14 protein-coding genes are annotated in these 16,412 nt (G+C 63.7%); all 14 read right to left on the bottom strand.

The genetic code is table 11. The features are described 5' to 3' along the window. Nucleotides 1–44 precede the first annotated feature (44 nt). The 14 genes from ACSJJT_RS02940 to ACSJJT_RS03005 all read right to left on the bottom strand — a co-directional run bounded on the left by ACSJJT_RS02940 (nt 45) and on the right by ACSJJT_RS03005 (nt 16,362). Nucleotides 45–1,136 (bottom strand): DivIVA domain-containing protein, encoded by a 1,092-nt coding sequence (locus ACSJJT_RS02940; protein ID WP_435916845.1) that lies wholly within the window; start codon nt 1,134–1,136, stop codon nt 45–47. 151 nt (nt 1,137–1,287) lie between these two features. Next, complete coding sequence (locus ACSJJT_RS02945) at nt 1,288–1,578, bottom strand: YggT family protein (RefSeq protein WP_435916846.1); 291 nt, start codon at nt 1,576–1,578, stop codon at nt 1,288–1,290. An 11-nt stretch (nt 1,579–1,589) separates the two neighbouring features. Next, entirely contained in the window at nt 1,590–2,108 is a 519-nt protein-coding gene (locus tag ACSJJT_RS02950) for a cell division protein SepF (protein WP_435916847.1), read from the bottom strand. A 127-nt stretch (nt 2,109–2,235) separates the two neighbouring features. Then, nucleotides 2,236–3,021, bottom strand: a complete 786-nt coding sequence (locus tag ACSJJT_RS02955; protein ID WP_435916848.1) for a purine nucleoside phosphorylase YfiH/LACC1 family protein — start codon at nt 3,019–3,021, stop codon at nt 2,236–2,238. Nucleotide 3,022: 1 nt separating this feature from the next. Continuing rightward, nucleotides 3,023–4,276: a cell division protein FtsZ gene (gene ftsZ, locus ACSJJT_RS02960; RefSeq protein ID WP_435916849.1), complete on the bottom strand. Its 1,254-nt coding sequence runs from the start codon at nt 4,274–4,276 to the stop codon at nt 3,023–3,025. A 122-nt stretch (nt 4,277–4,398) separates the two neighbouring features. Beyond that, complete coding sequence (locus tag ACSJJT_RS02965) at nt 4,399–5,112, bottom strand: cell division protein FtsQ/DivIB (protein WP_435916850.1); 714 nt, start codon at nt 5,110–5,112, stop codon at nt 4,399–4,401. Continuing rightward, nucleotides 5,112–6,527 (bottom strand): UDP-N-acetylmuramate--L-alanine ligase, encoded by a 1,416-nt coding sequence (murC, locus tag ACSJJT_RS02970; protein ID WP_435916851.1) that lies wholly within the window; start codon nt 6,525–6,527, stop codon nt 5,112–5,114. Before murC ends, ACSJJT_RS02965 begins: the two co-directional genes overlap by 1 nt. Before the next feature lie 31 nt (nt 6,528–6,558). Next, nucleotides 6,559–7,662 carry an undecaprenyldiphospho-muramoylpentapeptide beta-N-acetylglucosaminyltransferase gene (gene murG, locus ACSJJT_RS02975; RefSeq protein WP_435916852.1) on the bottom strand — a complete coding sequence of 368 codons (1,104 nt, stop codon included), beginning with the start codon at nt 7,660–7,662 and terminating at the stop codon, nt 6,559–6,561. A 36-nt stretch (nt 7,663–7,698) separates the two neighbouring features. Further along, nucleotides 7,699–8,874, bottom strand: coding sequence for a putative lipid II flippase FtsW (gene ftsW, locus ACSJJT_RS02980; protein ID WP_435917050.1), 1,176 nt, complete (start codon nt 8,872–8,874; stop codon nt 7,699–7,701). A 115-nt stretch (nt 8,875–8,989) separates the two neighbouring features. Next, entirely contained in the window at nt 8,990–10,486 is a 1,497-nt protein-coding gene (gene murD, locus ACSJJT_RS02985; RefSeq protein ID WP_435916853.1) for a UDP-N-acetylmuramoyl-L-alanine--D-glutamate ligase, read from the bottom strand. After that, nucleotides 10,468–11,538 carry a phospho-N-acetylmuramoyl-pentapeptide-transferase gene (mraY, locus tag ACSJJT_RS02990; protein WP_435916854.1) on the bottom strand — a complete coding sequence of 357 codons (1,071 nt, stop codon included), beginning with the start codon at nt 11,536–11,538 and terminating at the stop codon, nt 10,468–10,470. The genes murD and mraY overlap by 19 nt, the downstream gene beginning before the upstream one ends. Next, nucleotides 11,535–12,992 (bottom strand): UDP-N-acetylmuramoyl-tripeptide--D-alanyl-D-alanine ligase, encoded by a 1,458-nt coding sequence (locus tag ACSJJT_RS02995; protein ID WP_435916855.1) that lies wholly within the window; start codon nt 12,990–12,992, stop codon nt 11,535–11,537. The genes mraY and ACSJJT_RS02995 overlap by 4 nt, the downstream gene beginning before the upstream one ends. Further along, a complete protein-coding gene (locus ACSJJT_RS03000; RefSeq protein WP_445439671.1) occupies nt 12,989–14,578 on the bottom strand; it encodes a UDP-N-acetylmuramoyl-L-alanyl-D-glutamate--2,6-diaminopimelate ligase in 1,590 nt (529 codons plus the stop codon). The genes ACSJJT_RS02995 and ACSJJT_RS03000 overlap by 4 nt, the downstream gene beginning before the upstream one ends. After that, nucleotides 14,575–16,362 (bottom strand): peptidoglycan D,D-transpeptidase FtsI family protein, encoded by a 1,788-nt coding sequence (locus tag ACSJJT_RS03005; protein ID WP_435916856.1) that lies wholly within the window; start codon nt 16,360–16,362, stop codon nt 14,575–14,577. Before ACSJJT_RS03005 ends, ACSJJT_RS03000 begins: the two co-directional genes overlap by 4 nt. Nucleotides 16,363–16,412: the final 50 nt, after the last annotated feature.

The following is a 16,412-nucleotide window of genomic DNA, read 5'->3' on the forward strand; positions in this document are numbered from 1 at the left end:
GGTCATGTGACCGGAGCACGGTGTCCTGGAGAGTGCGTGTCGCGTCAGTTCTGCTGCTGACCGCGACCAATGAGAGCGTCGAGACGCGGGGTGGAGGAGTCACCCGGAGCGACGCGGTTCTCCGACTTGAGCAGCTCAGGCAGCTCGGCAGGCTCGAAGACACCCTTCTCGAGGTTGTCAGCCTGAGCACGCAGATGGGAAGTGAGAGCATCGCGGTAGCGAGCCTCGAAGGAGCGCAAGTGATCGATATTGCCGACCAAGGTGTCACGCTCGGCCTCGAGTTCGCGGAAGAGCTCGGTACGGCGAGTCTGGGCGTCGGAATTGACCTTGTCAGCGTTGCTCTTGGCGTCCGAAGTCACCTTCTCGGCATTGACGCGGGCGCTGGACTCGATACGCTCGGCACGGGTCTGGGCATCGACGGTGAGCTCGTGAGCCTTGGTCTCGGCAGCCTGGACCTTGCGACCGGCCTCCTCCTCGGCCTCACGGACGACGCGCTCGGCATCGGCGAGGGCCAGCTCGACCATACGGACGACGGCCGGGGAAGCCTCGGCGCTGGTGGTCACGACGAGCTTCTGGACGCCGTCGCCCCCGGTGGTCGTCGGCTGCTGTTCGGCGACAGAGGAGGTACGGCTGCGGGCGGCGAGGGCCTGAGCGTCACGCAGCTGGGCGCCGAGACGCTCGTTCTCGCTGCGCAGGTGTGCAACCTCAGCCGGGTCAATGTCCTGGCTCGGACGCTGGGCAGCCCGGCGCAGCTCCTCGACCTCGGACTGCAGGGAAGCCTTCTCCTGCTCGAGCTGGTGAGCGCGCTTCTCGGCCTCTTGCTGGGCGGCCTTGGCGCGATCAACCTCGCCGGAGTCGACCGGACGGTCATTCTGCTGAGAGCGCAGCTCCTCAATCTGAGCGCGGAGGCGCTCGTTCTCGTTGACGAGCTCCTGGTCGGCCTTCTGCTCACCCTGATCACCAGACTTGAGGGCCTCGACCTGGGCCTTGAGACGCTCGTTCTCGTCGGTGAGGGTCATGAACGCCGCTTCTACCTTGTCGACGAAATCATCGACCTCAATGGCGCGGTAGCCCTCGCCGTTGCGTTTGACCATCGGGAAACGAACCATGCGCACCTCTTCGAGGGTCAGCGTCATTGTGCACTCCAAGATGTCGGGGACAGTCAGGACCCGTGCGGCGGACCATGTGGTCCGAGGTGGACACGAGATGCCGACAAGGTTACTCCACCGCAGCGCTCGCGTCACTCGGGAGGCTCAACCTCACCTTTGGGGTACGGCCAGTACCCCATCACCAGAAGACGGCAATGACCAACCTCTGGAGGATGGCCAGCAGGACGAAAACGATGATGAACCCGACCGAGAGTCCGACATTGCCGAACCTCACCGGCGGCACGAGCCGATCGAAGAACTTGATCGGCGGATCCGTGATCGTGTAAACGATCTCAAAGACCACGGCCAATGCGCCGTGCGGCTCAAAATCGCGCACCAACAGCGGCACCCAAGACATGAGCATCCGTACGATGAGCAGCACCGTGTAGATCTGGATGAACCACGTGAGGACAGTCCCGACCAGGATCATGGATGGCTCCGTCAGGACTGGTTGAAGAACCCGCCGCTGGCGATGCGGGCCTTGTCCTCCGGGGTGACATTGACATTGCGCGGGCACAGCAGGAAGACCTTGCTCGTCACCCGCTCGATGGTTCCGCGCAGACCGAAGATGAGACCGGCGGCGAAATCAACCAGACGCTTGGCATCAGCGTCGTCCATCTCGGTGAGGTTCATGATGACGGGAATGCCGTCACGGAACTGCTCGCCAATCGTGCGAGCCTCGTTGTAATTGCGCGGATGGACGGTCAGGATACGGTTGATGTCGGCGATGCTGGGCTCGTTGAGCTCCGAGCGGCGACGTTGCTGGACCGCCTTATGCTCCCTGCCGTGCTGCTCGGTGGAGTCATGATGATGCAACTGGGTCACCTCCGAAGATGGCTCGTACCCGTCGTCGGAGTAGACCTCCGTGGTGAGCTCCTCGTCCGGAAGATCCTCCTCGTCGTAGCGGCGATCGTCAACGATGCCGACGTACGAGGCGATCTTCCTGCCGATTCCTGCCATCTGGAGCTCCTTCTCGTGGGTGCGTCCCCGGGAACGGGGGTATCACCATTCAAGCCTGCCACGGATACTGCCACGGTTTGATGAGACACGCGAACGCTGACACATCATGAACCGGCGAGATCCGTCCTCACCGAGGGTTGGGAGTCCTCCACACCAGGCCGGCAAGACGGCCCGCACCATGATCCCTCCGGTGGGAAAACAAATCCTGTCCCTCAAAGGTACAAGGGTCAAGCCCCACTGCTGCCACCCCCAGAGACTCCAGCTGAGCCAGGGCGCCAGCACCCAGATCAAGGGCAGGAGTCCCTTGACGAGTCATGGCCCGGGTTGCCGGGTGCTCTGCCCACACCTGCTCCGCCATGTCAGCAGGAACCTCATAGCAATTACCGCAAATATGAGGCCCCACCCATGCCAGCAAGTCAGTGGCTCCCATGTCTTGCATGGCATCGACGGTGGCAGGCAGGACCCCCGCCAGGAACCCCACCCGACCGGCGTGGGCAACCCCGATGACGCCAGCTTTCGGATCGGCCAGCACGACGGGCATGCAATCGGCAACCCGAATGGCCAGGGCGACCTCCGACAGGCCGGTGACCATGGCATCAGCAATGGGAAGTTTCTGCTGGCCTGTCACACGATCTCCGAGGTAACGTCGCGGAGTCCACCCCTCGACGTCGTCGGCCCCGACTCGCCACACGCCCTTGCCGTGCACCTGATGACAGACCATCACCGGCCCGAGGCCGAGGCGGGCACGCAGCGCCTCCACGTGCTCGAGAACAGCGGGATCCTCGTCAGTACGTCCGAGATTGAACCCGTCGAAACCATGACCACCCAGGCCCCGGCCCGCAGGATCCACCCGATCTGTGAAGGCAACCCCAACGCCATTGTTGGCGCCGGGGTCGATGACGCATCTGAGCACGTCACTTCAGGAAGTCGGGGATGTCCAGATCATCCTCGGGCTCATCACCCTGCGAACGCTCGTCGTGCTGCTGCACCGGCTGGTTCAACTGCTCCGGCTGGGAAGGACGATCATCGAACGGGTTGCCCTGGGTCTGCGGACGAATCGGGGTCGGCTGCTGGTCGCCACTACCCTGACGGTTCGCGCTGGAAGCAGATCCGGACGGGGCTGCCCCGGTACCGAACACGCCTGCCGAGGAACGATTGCTCATTGCCGGACGAGAGGCAGGACGCTGGCTGATGCCAGGCTGCTTGCTGCCGGTGAGCTGACCATTCTCGAACCCGGCCGCGATGACCGTGACGCGGACCTCATCGCCGAGGGCATCGTCAATGATGGTGCCGAAGATGATGTTGGCCTCGTCGTGGGCGGCAGCCTCGATGAGGTTGGCCGCGCTGGCGACCTCGAACAGACCGAGATCGGAGCCACCGGCGATCGACAGCAGCACGCCGCGAGCACCGTCGATGGACACCTCGAGCAGCGGGGACGAGATGGCCATCTCGGCGGCGGCACGGGCGCGATCCTCACCAGAGGCCCGACCGATGCCCATGAGGGCCGATCCGGCGTTCGACATGACCGACTTGACGTCGGCGAAGTCCAGGTTGATCTGGCCCGGCGTGGTGATGAGGTCAGTGATGCCGGAAACACCTTGCATCAGCACCTGGTCGGCCTGTTTGAAGGCGTCCAGGATGGCAATCTGCTGGTCCGTCATGTCCAACAACTTGTCGTTGGGGATGACGATGAGGGTGTCGACCTCGTCACGCAGATTGTCGATACCGGACTCGGCCTGGGACGAACGGCGGTGACCCTCGAAGGAGAACGGACGGGTCACGACACCAATCGTCAGGGCCCCGAGGGAACGGGCAATCTTGGCGACGACGGGGGCAGCACCTGTGCCAGTCCCACCGCCCTCACCAGCGGTGACGAAGACCATGTCGGCGCCCTTGAGGGACTCCTCGATCTCGTCAGCGTGATCCTCGGCAGCCTGACGTCCCTTGTCAGGGTCCGCACCTGCACCCAGTCCTCGGGTGAGGTCCCTGCCGATGTCGAGCTTGACGTCGGCATCGCTCGTGAGGAGGGCCTGGGCATCAGTGTTGACGGCGAGGAACTCAACTCCCTTGAGTCCCGCCTCGATCATGCGGTTGACGGCGTTGCAACCGCCACCGCCTACCCCCACGACCTTGATCACGGCGAGGTAGTTCTGGGATGGAATAGCCACTGGAGTTCTGCCTCACTCTTGTCTGACGGACCGGTCTAGGGGCAAGAGTATGAGCACGTCAGAAGGGTGTCCAACGCTGTGCACCACCTGGACCTCGACCCTCAACCCCGGCTTGAGACTGCTCAACGAGAAGTCGGGTGTTCCGGGGAGGAGACGTCGAAACGGGTTGCCTTGACGTCAAGCATCGCAGCGGTGACCTTGCCCTTGAGCTCGGACTGATCCGCCGATCCCCACACCACCGTCCGCTTGCCGGACAGTACCACGACGATGGCGTCACGGGATTTGGCCTCGACGTGATCGACTTGCCGTCTCAGCTCAGCGGGGAAGGAATCAGCCACGATTGCGACATCACGCAGCAGAGCACGATTGCCCGACGACGTGGTGGCCCACACCACCTTCGGGATGGGTTTGGCGGCCCGATTGAAGACCGCCCCGGTGGGATCGATCCACAGGTAACCCCCATGAGTCTTGACCTGATACGACACCGTCAGCTCGGTGACGTCAATGACGACGGTGTGAGGCCACTTCCGGTGCACCTCAGCCTGTTGGACGATGCCCATCGCGCTGACGCGGGCAGCGACCTCGTCAGTGTTGACCCGCGCCAAGGGCCGGCCTTTCTGCACCTTGGCAGCCTGCTCGACCTGGGAGACCGTCACCAGATGCGTTCCGTGCACCTCGACGGTGTCGGCGCTGAACACGGAAGAACTGCGCACGACCCAGACGGCCACGAGGACAAGGACCATCGCCGCAGCGACAATCCCTGCGATGATCCGATTGCGACGTCGTCGGCGTCGGCGACGCAACCCGATGGCGACGTTGATGTCGGAAACCGGCATCAGGACTTGTCCTTCAACAATCCGACCAGGACCGGACCCACCAGGGTGACGTCACCGGCCCCTAAGGTGATGACGAGATCGCCGGGGCGCACCTCCTCGGCGAGAGCCTCCGGAAGGTCCTGCTTGTCAGGGACATAGCGGGAATCACCACCGGCCGCGATGACCGCGTCATGCACCATCTCTCCCGTGACCCCGCGAATCGGATCCTCCCGGGCCGGGTAGACGTCGGAGACGATGACCCGGTCGGCCAGGGTGAGGGCCCGGCCGAATTCCTCCGCGAAGTCCCTGGTACGGGAGAACAGATGGGGCTGGAAACAGGCGATGACCCTCCCCTGTCCAGTCACTGCGCGGCGCGCAGCACCGAGAGTTGCCCGCAGCTCTGTCGGGTGGTGGGCATAATCGTCGAAGACAGCCACCCCACCGACGCGCCCAACCAGCTGGAACCGGCGCAAGGTTCCGGTGAAGGCCCCAATTCCCGCCAAGAGCTCGTCATGACCAATCCCCAGCAGCGAGCCGACACAGTAGGCAGCAGCGGCGTTGGACACGTTGTAGCGGCCGGGAACCTGAAGCTCAAGGTGTCCCCGGGTGGACCCGTGGACGAGAGTGGCCGAGGCCGTCGTACCTTCCAGGTCGAGGTCGACGAGCCGCACCTCTGCCTGCTCCGACTCACCACAGGTGACGACCTTGACCGTTCCGGTGCTCTCCAGTCGAGCCGCCAGCTCGGCCGCACCTGGATCATCGACATTGGTGACGACGTAGCGCACCTCGGGCCGGGTTGCCATCGAGACGAAGCCATCGAAGTAGGCCTGCGGGGTGCCCCAATTGTCGAGGTGATCGGCTTCCACATTGGTGACGACGACGATCTGGCTGGGATACTGCAGGAAGGAGCCGTCGGACTCGTCAGCCTCGACGACGAAGGCCTCTCCTCCACCGAGGTAAGCCGACTTTCCGGTGGATGCCAGCGGCGAACCGATGACGTAGGACGGATCAGCTCCCGCATGATCGAGCATGGTGGCGACCATTCCGGTGGTCGTCGTCTTGCCATGGGTACCGGCAATTGAGACACCCTCACGACCCAACATGAGGGCGGCCAGAGCCGCTGAGCGGTGCCAGACACGCAGACCGAGACGGTTGGCCTCCACCAACTCCGGATTGTCACGACGGATCGCCGATGAGACCACGACCGTGCGAGCCCCGGCCACATGGGCAGGGTCGTGGCCCACCCAGGTCTGGATCCCAGAAGCTGCCAGATAACGCAGATTGGCAGAATCGACCTGGTCGGACCCGCGAACATCCACTCCCATGTCGTGATAGATCCGTGCCACCCCGCTCATCCCGGCCCCGCCGATGGCGATGAAGTGAACCGGCCCAATAGTGCTGGGGTCGAGCAGCTCGACAGGTTCACGCAATGACATGAGAGTTCTCCTCAGCTGGTCGTCGGGTCGATCACTTCGAGTCGGCGGCCGAGACAACTCGGAGCGCCATCTCCTCAGCGGCGTGGGCGGGCATGAGCCCCCGTCCGGCAGCTGACATTCTGGCCAGGGTGTCGGCGTCATGGATGCGCGCGGTCTCGGAGAGGAGCCGCCGGGTGTCCAGGTCCGCATTCGCGACGACGACGCCAGCCCCGGCGTCAACGGTTGGGGTGGCATTGCGTGCCTGCTCACCATTGCCGTGAGGCAACGGGACGTAGATCGTCGGCAGGCCGACGACCGCAGTCTCCACCACCGTTCCGGCACCGGAACGAGCCACCATCAGGTCGGTAGCCGCGTACGCAGTGGCCATGTCGTCAACGTATCCGACCGGTAGCCAGGCAGCTCCGGTCGTCTCATTGACGACCTTGATGTTGTCCTTGATGTTCTTAGGGCCCAGGACGTGGAGGATCTGCACGCCGTCGGCGAGGAGGGTGTCACGTGCGGCGATGACGGCATCATTGATGGCGACGGCGCCCTGAGATCCTCCGGAGACGAGCAGGGTGGGACGATCGGCGTCCAGCCCAAGGTCGGCGCGAGCGCGGGCACGACACCTAGCTCGATCCGCGTCGCTGGCGTCTGCCAGGTCAGTGATCTGCGTGCGCAATGGCATCCCGACGAAGGTGGCTCTCGGCAGCGGGGTGTCCGGGAACGCCGTACCAACGAAAACCGCAAACCGGGCGGCGATCTTATTGGCCAGTCCAGGAACAGCGTTCTGCTCGTGGATGACGACGGGGATCCTGGCTTTCCTGGCAGCCAGGTACGCAGGCAACGAGACGTAACCGCCGAAACCGACGACCACGTCAGCCTGTCGCTGCGTGAGTACCGCGCCGGCCTTGCGTACCGCTCCGGCCAAGCGACCGGGAACCTTGAACAGATCAACGTTCACAGTGCGCGGTAGTGGCACCGGAGGAATCATGTCGAGCTCAAGACCGGCCTCAGGCATGACTCGTCCCTCAAGACCTTTCGGCGTCCCGATACAGGACACCGTGACGCCACGCTCCTGCAGGGCCTTCGCGGTGGCAATGAGCGGGGACGTGTGGCCCGCCGTTCCTCCGCCGGCCAGAACAACGTTCACCATGGGTACTCCTCGTGGGAATGGGATGTGGCGTCACGATCAGCCACGATTACCTCCGTCGACGACACTCGTCACACGGGCGGGCTCGGTGCGCCGAGAAGCCTCAGCACTACGCCGAGCATCTGGCTCGGTACGCGCACACGACAACATGATGCCGACCGCCAGCAACACTGACACCAGGGCCGATCCACCGATGGAGATGAAGGGAAGCGGCACGCCGACGACCGGCAACAGATTCAGCGAGACAGCCATGTTGATGATCGCCTGGGCCGCGATCCACGCAGTAGCCGTCGATGCGGCTGAACGACGGAAGAGAGAGTCCTGACGCATCGCCGTCCTCACTCCTGCCCACACGAGCAGGGTGAACAGCAGGATCACGCCGAGAGTGCCGAGCAGACCCATCTCCTCACCGAGGACAGCGAAGACGAAGTCGTTCTGCGCACCGTCGTAGAGCCCTCCCCACTTCTGGCGGGAAGCGCCGATGCCCACCCCCCACCAGCCGCCGGTCGCCAAGGCGTAGATCGCCGAGAGGGGCTGTTGGGAGGTCGTCGCGCCATTGTCAGGATGCACGAAGGACAACACACGCTCAGCCCGGTAGGGAGTGATCACGATGAGCATCAGGACTGCCAGCAGACCCAGACCGATGAGAGCGCCCAAGTAGCGATTCGGCACACCGAAGTTCCACATCTGCGCCAACATGATTAGTCCGATGATCATCGCCGTGCCAAGGTCTCCCTGAGCGACAACCAGTAACCCGATGACCCCGTACAGCGCAAGAAAAATCCCCACGCCCTTGGGCGTCGCCATCTCGTCACGACGCGACGACATGTAGCTGGCCCCGATGAGGACCAGCGCGAACTTTGCGAACTCCGAAGGCTGCAGGCTGACCGGGCCAAGAGCCAGCCACGACTGGTTTCCCTTCCCCGCGTCCGATCCCAAGGAGGTCAGCACCAATACCAGCATCAGGCAGACGACGGCGTAGGTCAGCCCACCGAGTTGGCGTAAGTGCGCTTCCGACAGCCGAGACACCGCTGCTGCGGCAATCGCTCCGACAACGAGGAAGAGGATTTGTCGTACGGCGAAGTGGTACGGTCCATGTCCGAGCGACTGGGAATACACCGAGGACGAGGACAGCCCCATCAACGCGCCGATCCCGCACAGCAGCACGGCGGTGGCGAGGATGACGTAGTAGTTCAGAAAGGGTTGAGCCAGCAAGCTACCTGAGGATCCGTCACCGCTGTCGAGTCGCAGGAAGTGCGTCAGCCAGCTGGCGGGGGTCCGGCGTCGGGCTCGACTCATCTGCCGAGGAGTCCGGGTCTCGACCGACTTCTCAGCCATCGGCACCCGGCCTGTCAATCTGTCGTGCCGCGCTGGCGAAGTCGTCACCGCGGGCAGCATACCCGGGCCAAATGTCGAGGCTCGCGCATCCCGGAGCCATCAAAACGGTGTCCCCAGGACTGGCCATCGTGGCGGCCTCGCGGACCGCCTTGGCCATGCACTCGCGCGACATGTCGTCGATGACGACGACGGGAACCTGCGGGGCGTGCTCGGCCAAAGACGTGGCAACGACGTCACGGTCGGTTCCCAGCACGATGGCTCCACGCAGCTTCTCCGCGTGGGTGGTGACCAGGTCGTCGAAGTTCGTGCCCTTGGCCTGGCCTCCGGCAATCCACACGATGTGGTCAAAGGCGCGCATCGACGAGTTCGCGGCGTGAGGGTTGGTGGCCTTGGAGTCGTCGACCCAGGTGATGCCACCAGCGTCATGAACGGTCTCGATGCGATGACCACCCAGGTGGAGATCCCGCAAACCCTGCCCGACGGCGCGAGCAGGGACCCCGAAGGAGCGCGTCAGGGCAGCTGCCGCCAGGGCGTTCTCAACATTGTGCGGGGCGAAGGGATGGACGTCCTCGAGTCGGGCCAGTTCCATGGCGGAGGTCGCCCGCTGCTCGACGAAGGCACGATCGACGATGAGGCCATCGACAATGCCGATCATGGAAGGTCCAGGGGTGCCGGTGGTGAAGCCGATGGCGCGAGCCCCCTCCACGACATCAGCTTCCTCGACCATGTGCTCGGTCGCAGGGTCGGCAACGTTGAAGACGCAGGAGTTCGTCACCTGGTGATATATGCGAGCCTTGTCTGCGGCATAGGAGGCAAAGGGATCGTCCTCGTGGGCATACCACTCCAAATGATCCTGCTGCAGGTTGAGGACGGCAGCCGAGTGCAGGGACAGGGAATTCGACCAGTGCAGCTGGAAGCTTGAGAGCTCGACGGCAAAGACGTCATAGTCGATCTCGTCGGCCATCGCCTCCAGGATGGGGCGACCGATGTTGCCGACGGCGCAGGCTCGCAACCCTGCCGCGTTGAGAATCGACTCAGTCATCTGGGTGGTCGTCGTCTTGCCATTGGTGCCAGTGATGGCAAGCCACGGGACGACACGGTCCGGATGCATGAGACGCCAGGCCAGCTCTGGTTCTCCCCAGACCGGGATCCCCCGGGCCAGAGCACTGGCCACCAAGGGCTGCGTGGGACGCCACCCTGGGGACACGATGACGAGGTCAGTGCCGTCAGGAAGCTCAGCCGCCGTCCCAGGCCCCAGCCGCACCTCGGCGCCGAGCACCTCGAGCAGCCCGCCCTTGTCGCGATGACCCTCGTCGTCGGAGTCATCGAGGACGAGCACCTTGGCATCGAGCTCGAGCAGGGCGTCAGCAGCGGCGTAACCAGAGGTACCCAGACCTGCGACGGCGACGTGTACTCCCGACCAGTCGAACAACCGGTCGGCCGCGCTCAGATCAACCTTTCCGGAGAACGTCACTGCCCTGCCACCCATTCTGCGTAGAAGACTCCCAGACCAGCCGACACGGCCAGGCCGCAAATGATCCAGAACCTGATGACCACGGTCACCTCGGCCCACCCTTTCAACTCGAAGTGGTGATGCAACGGGGCCATCTTGAAAACTCGTTTTCCACCGGTGAGCTTGAACACGCTCACCTGCAGCATCACCGACACCGTCTCGATGACGAACAGTGCGCCGATGACGACCAGCAACAATTCGGTACGGCTGACGACGGCCATACCGGCGACAGCGCCACCGAGAGCCAAGGAGCCAGTGTCGCCGAGGAAGATCTTGGCCGGCTTCGCATTCCACCACAGGAAGCCGAAGCAGGCTCCTGCGATGGCGATGGCAACCACGGCGATGTCGTGCGGATCACGAACTGCATAGCAATGGTTGCCGGCGGTGGTCGGACGCGAACACCACTGATTGAACTGCCAGATGCTCAGCAGGATGTAGGCGCCGAAGACCATGGCGGAAGCGCCCGTCGCCAACCCGTCCAGACCATCGGTGAGGTTCACTGCATTGGAACTACCTGCAATAAGCAGGATGACCCAGATGATGCCCAACCAGATCGGCAGATGAAGCCAGGAGATGTCGCGCAGGAATGAGATCGCCGGGGATCCCGGGGTGACTCCGTGGGAATCCGGGAAGTACATCACTCCAATGGCGAAGGTGATGGCGACGAACGCCTGGCCACACAGCTTCCCCCTGGGTTTGAGGCCCAATGAACGCTGTTTGGAGATCTTCGTCCAGTCGTCGAGGAATCCGATGAAACCCAAACCGGCGAAGAGCCAGAGGACCAGTACGGCCGAGAGGGTCGGGGCGGTCCAGGTCACCAGATGAGCGACGATGTAGGCCAACAGGACCGACGCGATAATGACGGCACCGCCCATGGTCGGGGTGCCCTTCTTCGTCTTGTGGGTGGTCGGGCCGTCGTCACGAATGAACTGGCCGTATCCTCTCGCGGCAAGCCAGTGAATGAACCACCGCGTACCAACAAGGGTGCCGATCATCGACACTGCGCCGGCGAGCAGGATGTTCTTCACGCCTGAGCCTCCCTCTCCTCGAACACGGCGCGCCCCACCCGTTCCAGGGCCAGACCCCGGGATGCTTTGAGGACAACGACATCGTGCGAGGTCCAACTTAGCGACCCAGCAGCCTCTTCCACCGTGGTGACGATCACATGTGCGCCTTCGGCACGCGCACCGGCGGCAATGTTCTCGGCCTCGTCACCGACCGCTATGACGACGTCAAACCCGGCCTGAGCAGCCTGCCGGCCCGATTCGGCATTGAGTTCCGGGGAATCCTTTCCGAGTTCGAGCATGTCGCCGAGCACAGCAATTCCACGAGTGTGGGGATCTGTGGCCCGTCGAGTCGCGAGGACGTGTCCCATGGCTTTCAAGGAGGCAGCCATCGAGTCAGGGTTGGCGTTGTAACAATCCTCGACCAGCACCAGACCATCGGCTCGCTGCCGCAACTGCATCCTCATGGCAGACCGCGGCACAGCCTTGCTCAAGGCCTCGCCAATACGACCAACAGTGTTCTCGTCGATAGCGCCGTTGAGCTCCAGGGCTGCCAACGCGGCGGCCGTGGCGGCAACAGCGTTGGCAATCTGATGGGCTCCCATCATCGTCAGCCGGACCGGGCTGGTCCAGGTCGACTCTCCTCTGCGAACCCCCAGGGTGAAGGAGTGGCGATCCAGATCGTCAGAAGTGATCGACTCCGCCCAGACCTCGATCTCGGCGTCCGGGCGACGGTGATCGGCGTCAGGGCTGAACCATGCGACATGGCCACTGGTCCGCGGGGCCATCCCCGTCACCAGGTCATCGGCGGCATTGAGGACGGCCCAACCGTCAGGGCTGAGGGCCTCGACAATTTCACCCTTGGCCTGAGCGATGACCTCACGGGACCCGAACTCACCCAGATGGGCGGTGCCAATGTTGAGGACCATGGCGACGTCAGGGATGACGATGGAGGTCAGCCACGAAATGTGTCCCAGCCCGCGGGCTCCCATCTCGGAGACGAGGAATGCGGTCGTCTCGTCGACGCGGCATGCCGTCAGGGGCACACCGATCTCATTGTTGAACGACCCCACCGGAGCCACCGTTGGGCCAAAGGCCTCGAGAATCTGGGCCAGCATGTCCTTGGTGCTCGTCTTTCCGCTGGATCCCGTGAGAGCAATTGTCCGCAGACCACGGCGTCGCTCGGCGTCCACGACACGCCGGGCCAACCGAGACAGTCCGGCCTGACCGTCGTCAACGATGAGGTGGGGCAACTGGGCGTCGGTGGTGCGTGTACCCAGGACGGCTGCCGCGCCAGCTTCCCGAGCAGCGTTAGTGAAGTCGTGTCCGTCCACCCGAGCACCGGGTAGCGCGATGAAGAGGGCACCCGGAGTCACCTTGCGGGTGTCGATGACGACGTCGGGGCCCACCTGTGCAGAGCCATCAACCGGTTCGGCCCCAACCCAGTGGGAAAGGGTGACAATGTCGATAGCTCTCATCGTGTCTGGTCCTCCTCGGCCTGCCGAGCCATGGTCTGCCATTCAGCTCGGATGACCTCACGATCGTCGAATGGCAGCACCTCGCTGCCAACATGTTGTCCGGTCTCATGCCCCTTGCCGAGCACGCAAATGACGTCTCCGACCTCAGCCATTCTCAAGGCCTCGTTGATCGCCTCACGACGGCATCCGCCATCAACGACGATGACGCCGTCCTTGGCTGCCTCGTGGGCCCCCTCCAGTACCGCTGCACGGATCACTGCCGGATCCTCAGTACGTGGGTTGTCGTCGGTGATGATGACCACGTCAGCCCTCTCAGCCGCAACCTCACCCATGGGGCCACGCTTGGCGACATCACGGTCTCCCCCAGCGCCCAGGACAGCAATGAGACGCCCACCGTCGACCGAGGACCGTGCCGCGTCGAGGGCGGAAGCAATCGCCTGCGGAGTGTGCGCGAAATCGACCAGGACGGTCGCTGAGTCAGGACCGAGGTCGACGCGCTCCATCCGACCCGGCACCTGAGCAGATGACAATCCCTGCACAACCTCGTCGAAGGGCAGCCCTGCGGATTCCAGCATCGCCAGAGCCATCGCTGCGTTGCGGACGTTGAACTCACCGGGCAGGGACAACTCGAAGGTGCGCTTCTCCGACGGTGTCGTGACCTCGAGGACGGCTCCGTGGGGTCCGGGATGCCACGACGTCACCTGGTAGTCGGAGGGTTCGTGGATTGAGGTCGTCACGACCTTGACGCCACTGGCCTGCATCCTCTCGACGAGTTGCCGTCCACGCGGGTCGTCTACGTTGATGACACCGAGCCGGGCCAGATCCGGGGTGAACAGACGAGCCTTGGCCTCGAAGTACTCGTCGAGGGTCTCGTGGAAGTCAAGATGATCACGGCCGAGGTTGGTGAACGCGGCGACATCGAAACGGGTGCCGTCGACCCGCTGCAAGGCAAGAGCATGGGAGGAAACCTCCATGACGACATCAGTCGCTCCCCTCTCAGCCATCGCGCCGAAAAGGCCCTGAAGATCCGGAGCTTCCGGGGTCGTCACGGTGGTACGGGCGCTCGGCAACTCGGCACCGTCGAGTCGGAATCCGATCGTCCCGATCGTCCCGACGTGGCGTCCAGCAGCTCGCAGACCTGCCTCCACCAGGAAAGCCGTTGTGGTCTTGCCGTTGGTGCCAGTGACGCCGAACATCGTCATGGCGTCAGCGGGGTGGCTGAAGATCTTGGCAGCCACAACCGCCATCGCAGCCCGGGGATCCGGGACGACGATAACCGGCAACCCAGCATCCGCAGCCAGGATCGCACCCTCGGCGTCAGTGAGAACTGCCACCGCACCGGACTGCGCTGCCGAGCCGGCGAATCGAGCCCCATGAGCGTGCAGTCCGTGCAGACCGACGTACAGGTCACCATGGCGTACCTGACGGGAGTCCAGGGTGATTCCACTGATCGCGGGACCATTCTCATCGGCCCGACACCCGTTGAGCTCGGCCACCAGCTCGGCCCACGCAATGGGATTCACCTGCGAGGGCCGCAGAGCGGCGTCTGCAGATGACGTGGGGGTGGCAGTAGGTTCAGGGCTCACGGCTGGTACTCCAAGGGTTCCTTGCGCGCTTTGTCGGTGGACGGTTGCACACCGTAGCGCGGCAGGGCGACAGACATCAGTTGCCGCGCCGCCGGCTGCGCCACCTGCGTACCTGTGTGCCTGTTGGCGGGCTGGTTGATGACGACGTAGGTCAGAATACGCGGATTCTCGATGGGAGCGACCGCGATGAATGAGGCGATGTAGCCGCGATAGCAGTGGCATTCCGGGGCAACCCGCTGAGCGGTACCCGTCTTACCGCCCATCCGGTAATCAGGGATGGGTCGACCCTTGACCGTCGAAACGACGTTCTCCATCATGTCGCGGACCTGCTCGGAGGTCTGCTGGGAGATCACCCGACGGGTCGTCATCCCAGGGATGTCAGCAGGTTCACCGTGACCGTCAACAGCTGACTTGATGATCGTCGGGGAGTGGTAGACGCCACCGTTGACGATGCCAGCCACCGCAGCAGCCTCCTGGATCGCAGTCACCGACATGCCCTGACCGAAGGCCATCTGGTCACGGGTGTAGTCGGGCATGTCCGGCTTGGGGATCTGGCCGTGGGCCTCGCCGGGAAGACCGATCCCGGTAGGCGCCCCCAGCCCGAAGGACTTGAGGTAAGACACCGTGGTCCTCTTGTCGAGTTTTCGAGCCAAGAGGGCCGTCCCGATGTTCGAGGAGTGCACGAAAACGCCGCGAGCGGTGAGGTGCTCGGTGCCGTGGGTCTCGGCATCCGTGATCTTGCCACCACCGGAGGACAAGGCCGGAGGAACGACGATGTGGGTATCGGGGGTGACGATTCCCTGATCGGTAACGGCCGCCATCGTCAGTATCTTCTGAACCGAACCCGGCTCGTAGGCATCCTGGATGGTTCGGTTGCGGGTCTGGTCCTCGTTCGCCTTTCCGGGCTTGTTCGAGTCGAAGGTGGGCATCGACGCCATGGCGAGCACCTCGCCATTCGTGACGTCCATCATGATGATCTCACCGCTCTTGGCCTTGGCATTCTTGATGGCCGTCCCCAGTGCCTGCTGCGCCATGAGCTGCAGCTGGGCGTCAAGGGTCAGGGTGTAATTGGTGCCATTGACGGCAGGAACGAGGGCGTTGGATCCCAGCGGGATACGGCCCCACGTCGAGGCCTCGTAGGATTCCTTGCCGGGTACACCTGCCAAGGCCTTGTCGTGGGTGTACTCGAAGCCGCCAGCGCCCTTGCCCTCGGCATTGACGAATCCGACGACGTTGGACGCCACCTTGCCCGAGGGATAGGTGCGGATCGGATCATTGGAGCTGAAGATGCCGTACCACTCCCCGTCCTTCATGTCCTTCTTGATGAGGTCGAAGGTGTAGCTGTCGACGTGGTGGCGCACCACCGAGTAGCGGCTGAGATTACCCTTGGAGTCGGTGGCCGTGACGGCTTCACGGTAATCCTCCGGACGTCCACCGAGGTGCTTGGCCAGGATCTTGGCGACCGCCTTCGGAGCAGCAGCGGCTTTGTCTCGCTGGGTACGGCTCATGGCGACGTGCTCGTCAACCCCATTGCGCGAGATCATGCGAGGGTCGACGAATACCAGCACCGCAGGCTGGGTCTGGGCCATGACCGTGCCATTGCGATCAGTGATCTGCCCACGGTCAGGCTGCAGGTCGTAGGTGTATTTCATCCGCGCAGCAGCAGAGGCTGCGTACGCGGGGGCCTCGATGGCCTGCAGCTGCAGAGCCCGACTGGCCAGACCGATGGCGAGTACGAGGAAAGCCGCCATGATGATCGTCAGACGGCCGCGCTGGGAGGCCATCTGTGGGGCTGGCCTCGCACTCGAGGCAGGAGGACCCGGACGAGAACCGG

The sequence above is a fragment of the Cutibacterium nasicola genome (assembly GCF_051303185.1).
Lineage (GTDB): Bacteria > Actinomycetota > Actinomycetes > Propionibacteriales > Propionibacteriaceae > Cutibacterium.

Bases quoted from the DNA above. Each gene is read 5' to 3' on its own strand.
- ACSJJT_RS02995 (WP_435916855.1), bottom strand. From the start codon at position 12,992: ATGAGAGCTATCGACATTGTCACCCTTTCCCACTGGGTTGGGGCCGAA.
- ACSJJT_RS02940 (WP_435916845.1), bottom strand. From the start codon at position 1,136: ATGACGCTGACCCTCGAAGAGGTGCGCATGGTTCGTTTCCCGATGGTC.
- murG (WP_435916852.1), bottom strand. From the start codon at position 7,662: ATGGTGAACGTTGTTCTGGCCGGCGGAGGAACGGCGGGCCACACGTCC.
- ACSJJT_RS02945 (WP_435916846.1), bottom strand. From the start codon at position 1,578: ATGATCCTGGTCGGGACTGTCCTCACGTGGTTCATCCAGATCTACACG.
- ACSJJT_RS03005 (WP_435916856.1), bottom strand. From the start codon at position 16,362: ATGGCCTCCCAGCGCGGCCGTCTGACGATCATCATGGCGGCTTTCCTC.
- ACSJJT_RS02950 (WP_435916847.1), bottom strand. From the start codon at position 2,108: ATGGCAGGAATCGGCAGGAAGATCGCCTCGTACGTCGGCATCGTTGAC.
- murD (WP_435916853.1), bottom strand. From the start codon at position 10,486: ATGGGTGGCAGGGCAGTGACGTTCTCCGGAAAGGTTGATCTGAGCGCG.
- murC (WP_435916851.1), bottom strand. From the start codon at position 6,527: ATGTCATTGCGTGAACCTGTCGAGCTGCTCGACCCCAGCACTATTGGG.
- ACSJJT_RS02965 (WP_435916850.1), bottom strand. From the start codon at position 5,112: ATGCCGGTTTCCGACATCAACGTCGCCATCGGGTTGCGTCGCCGACGC.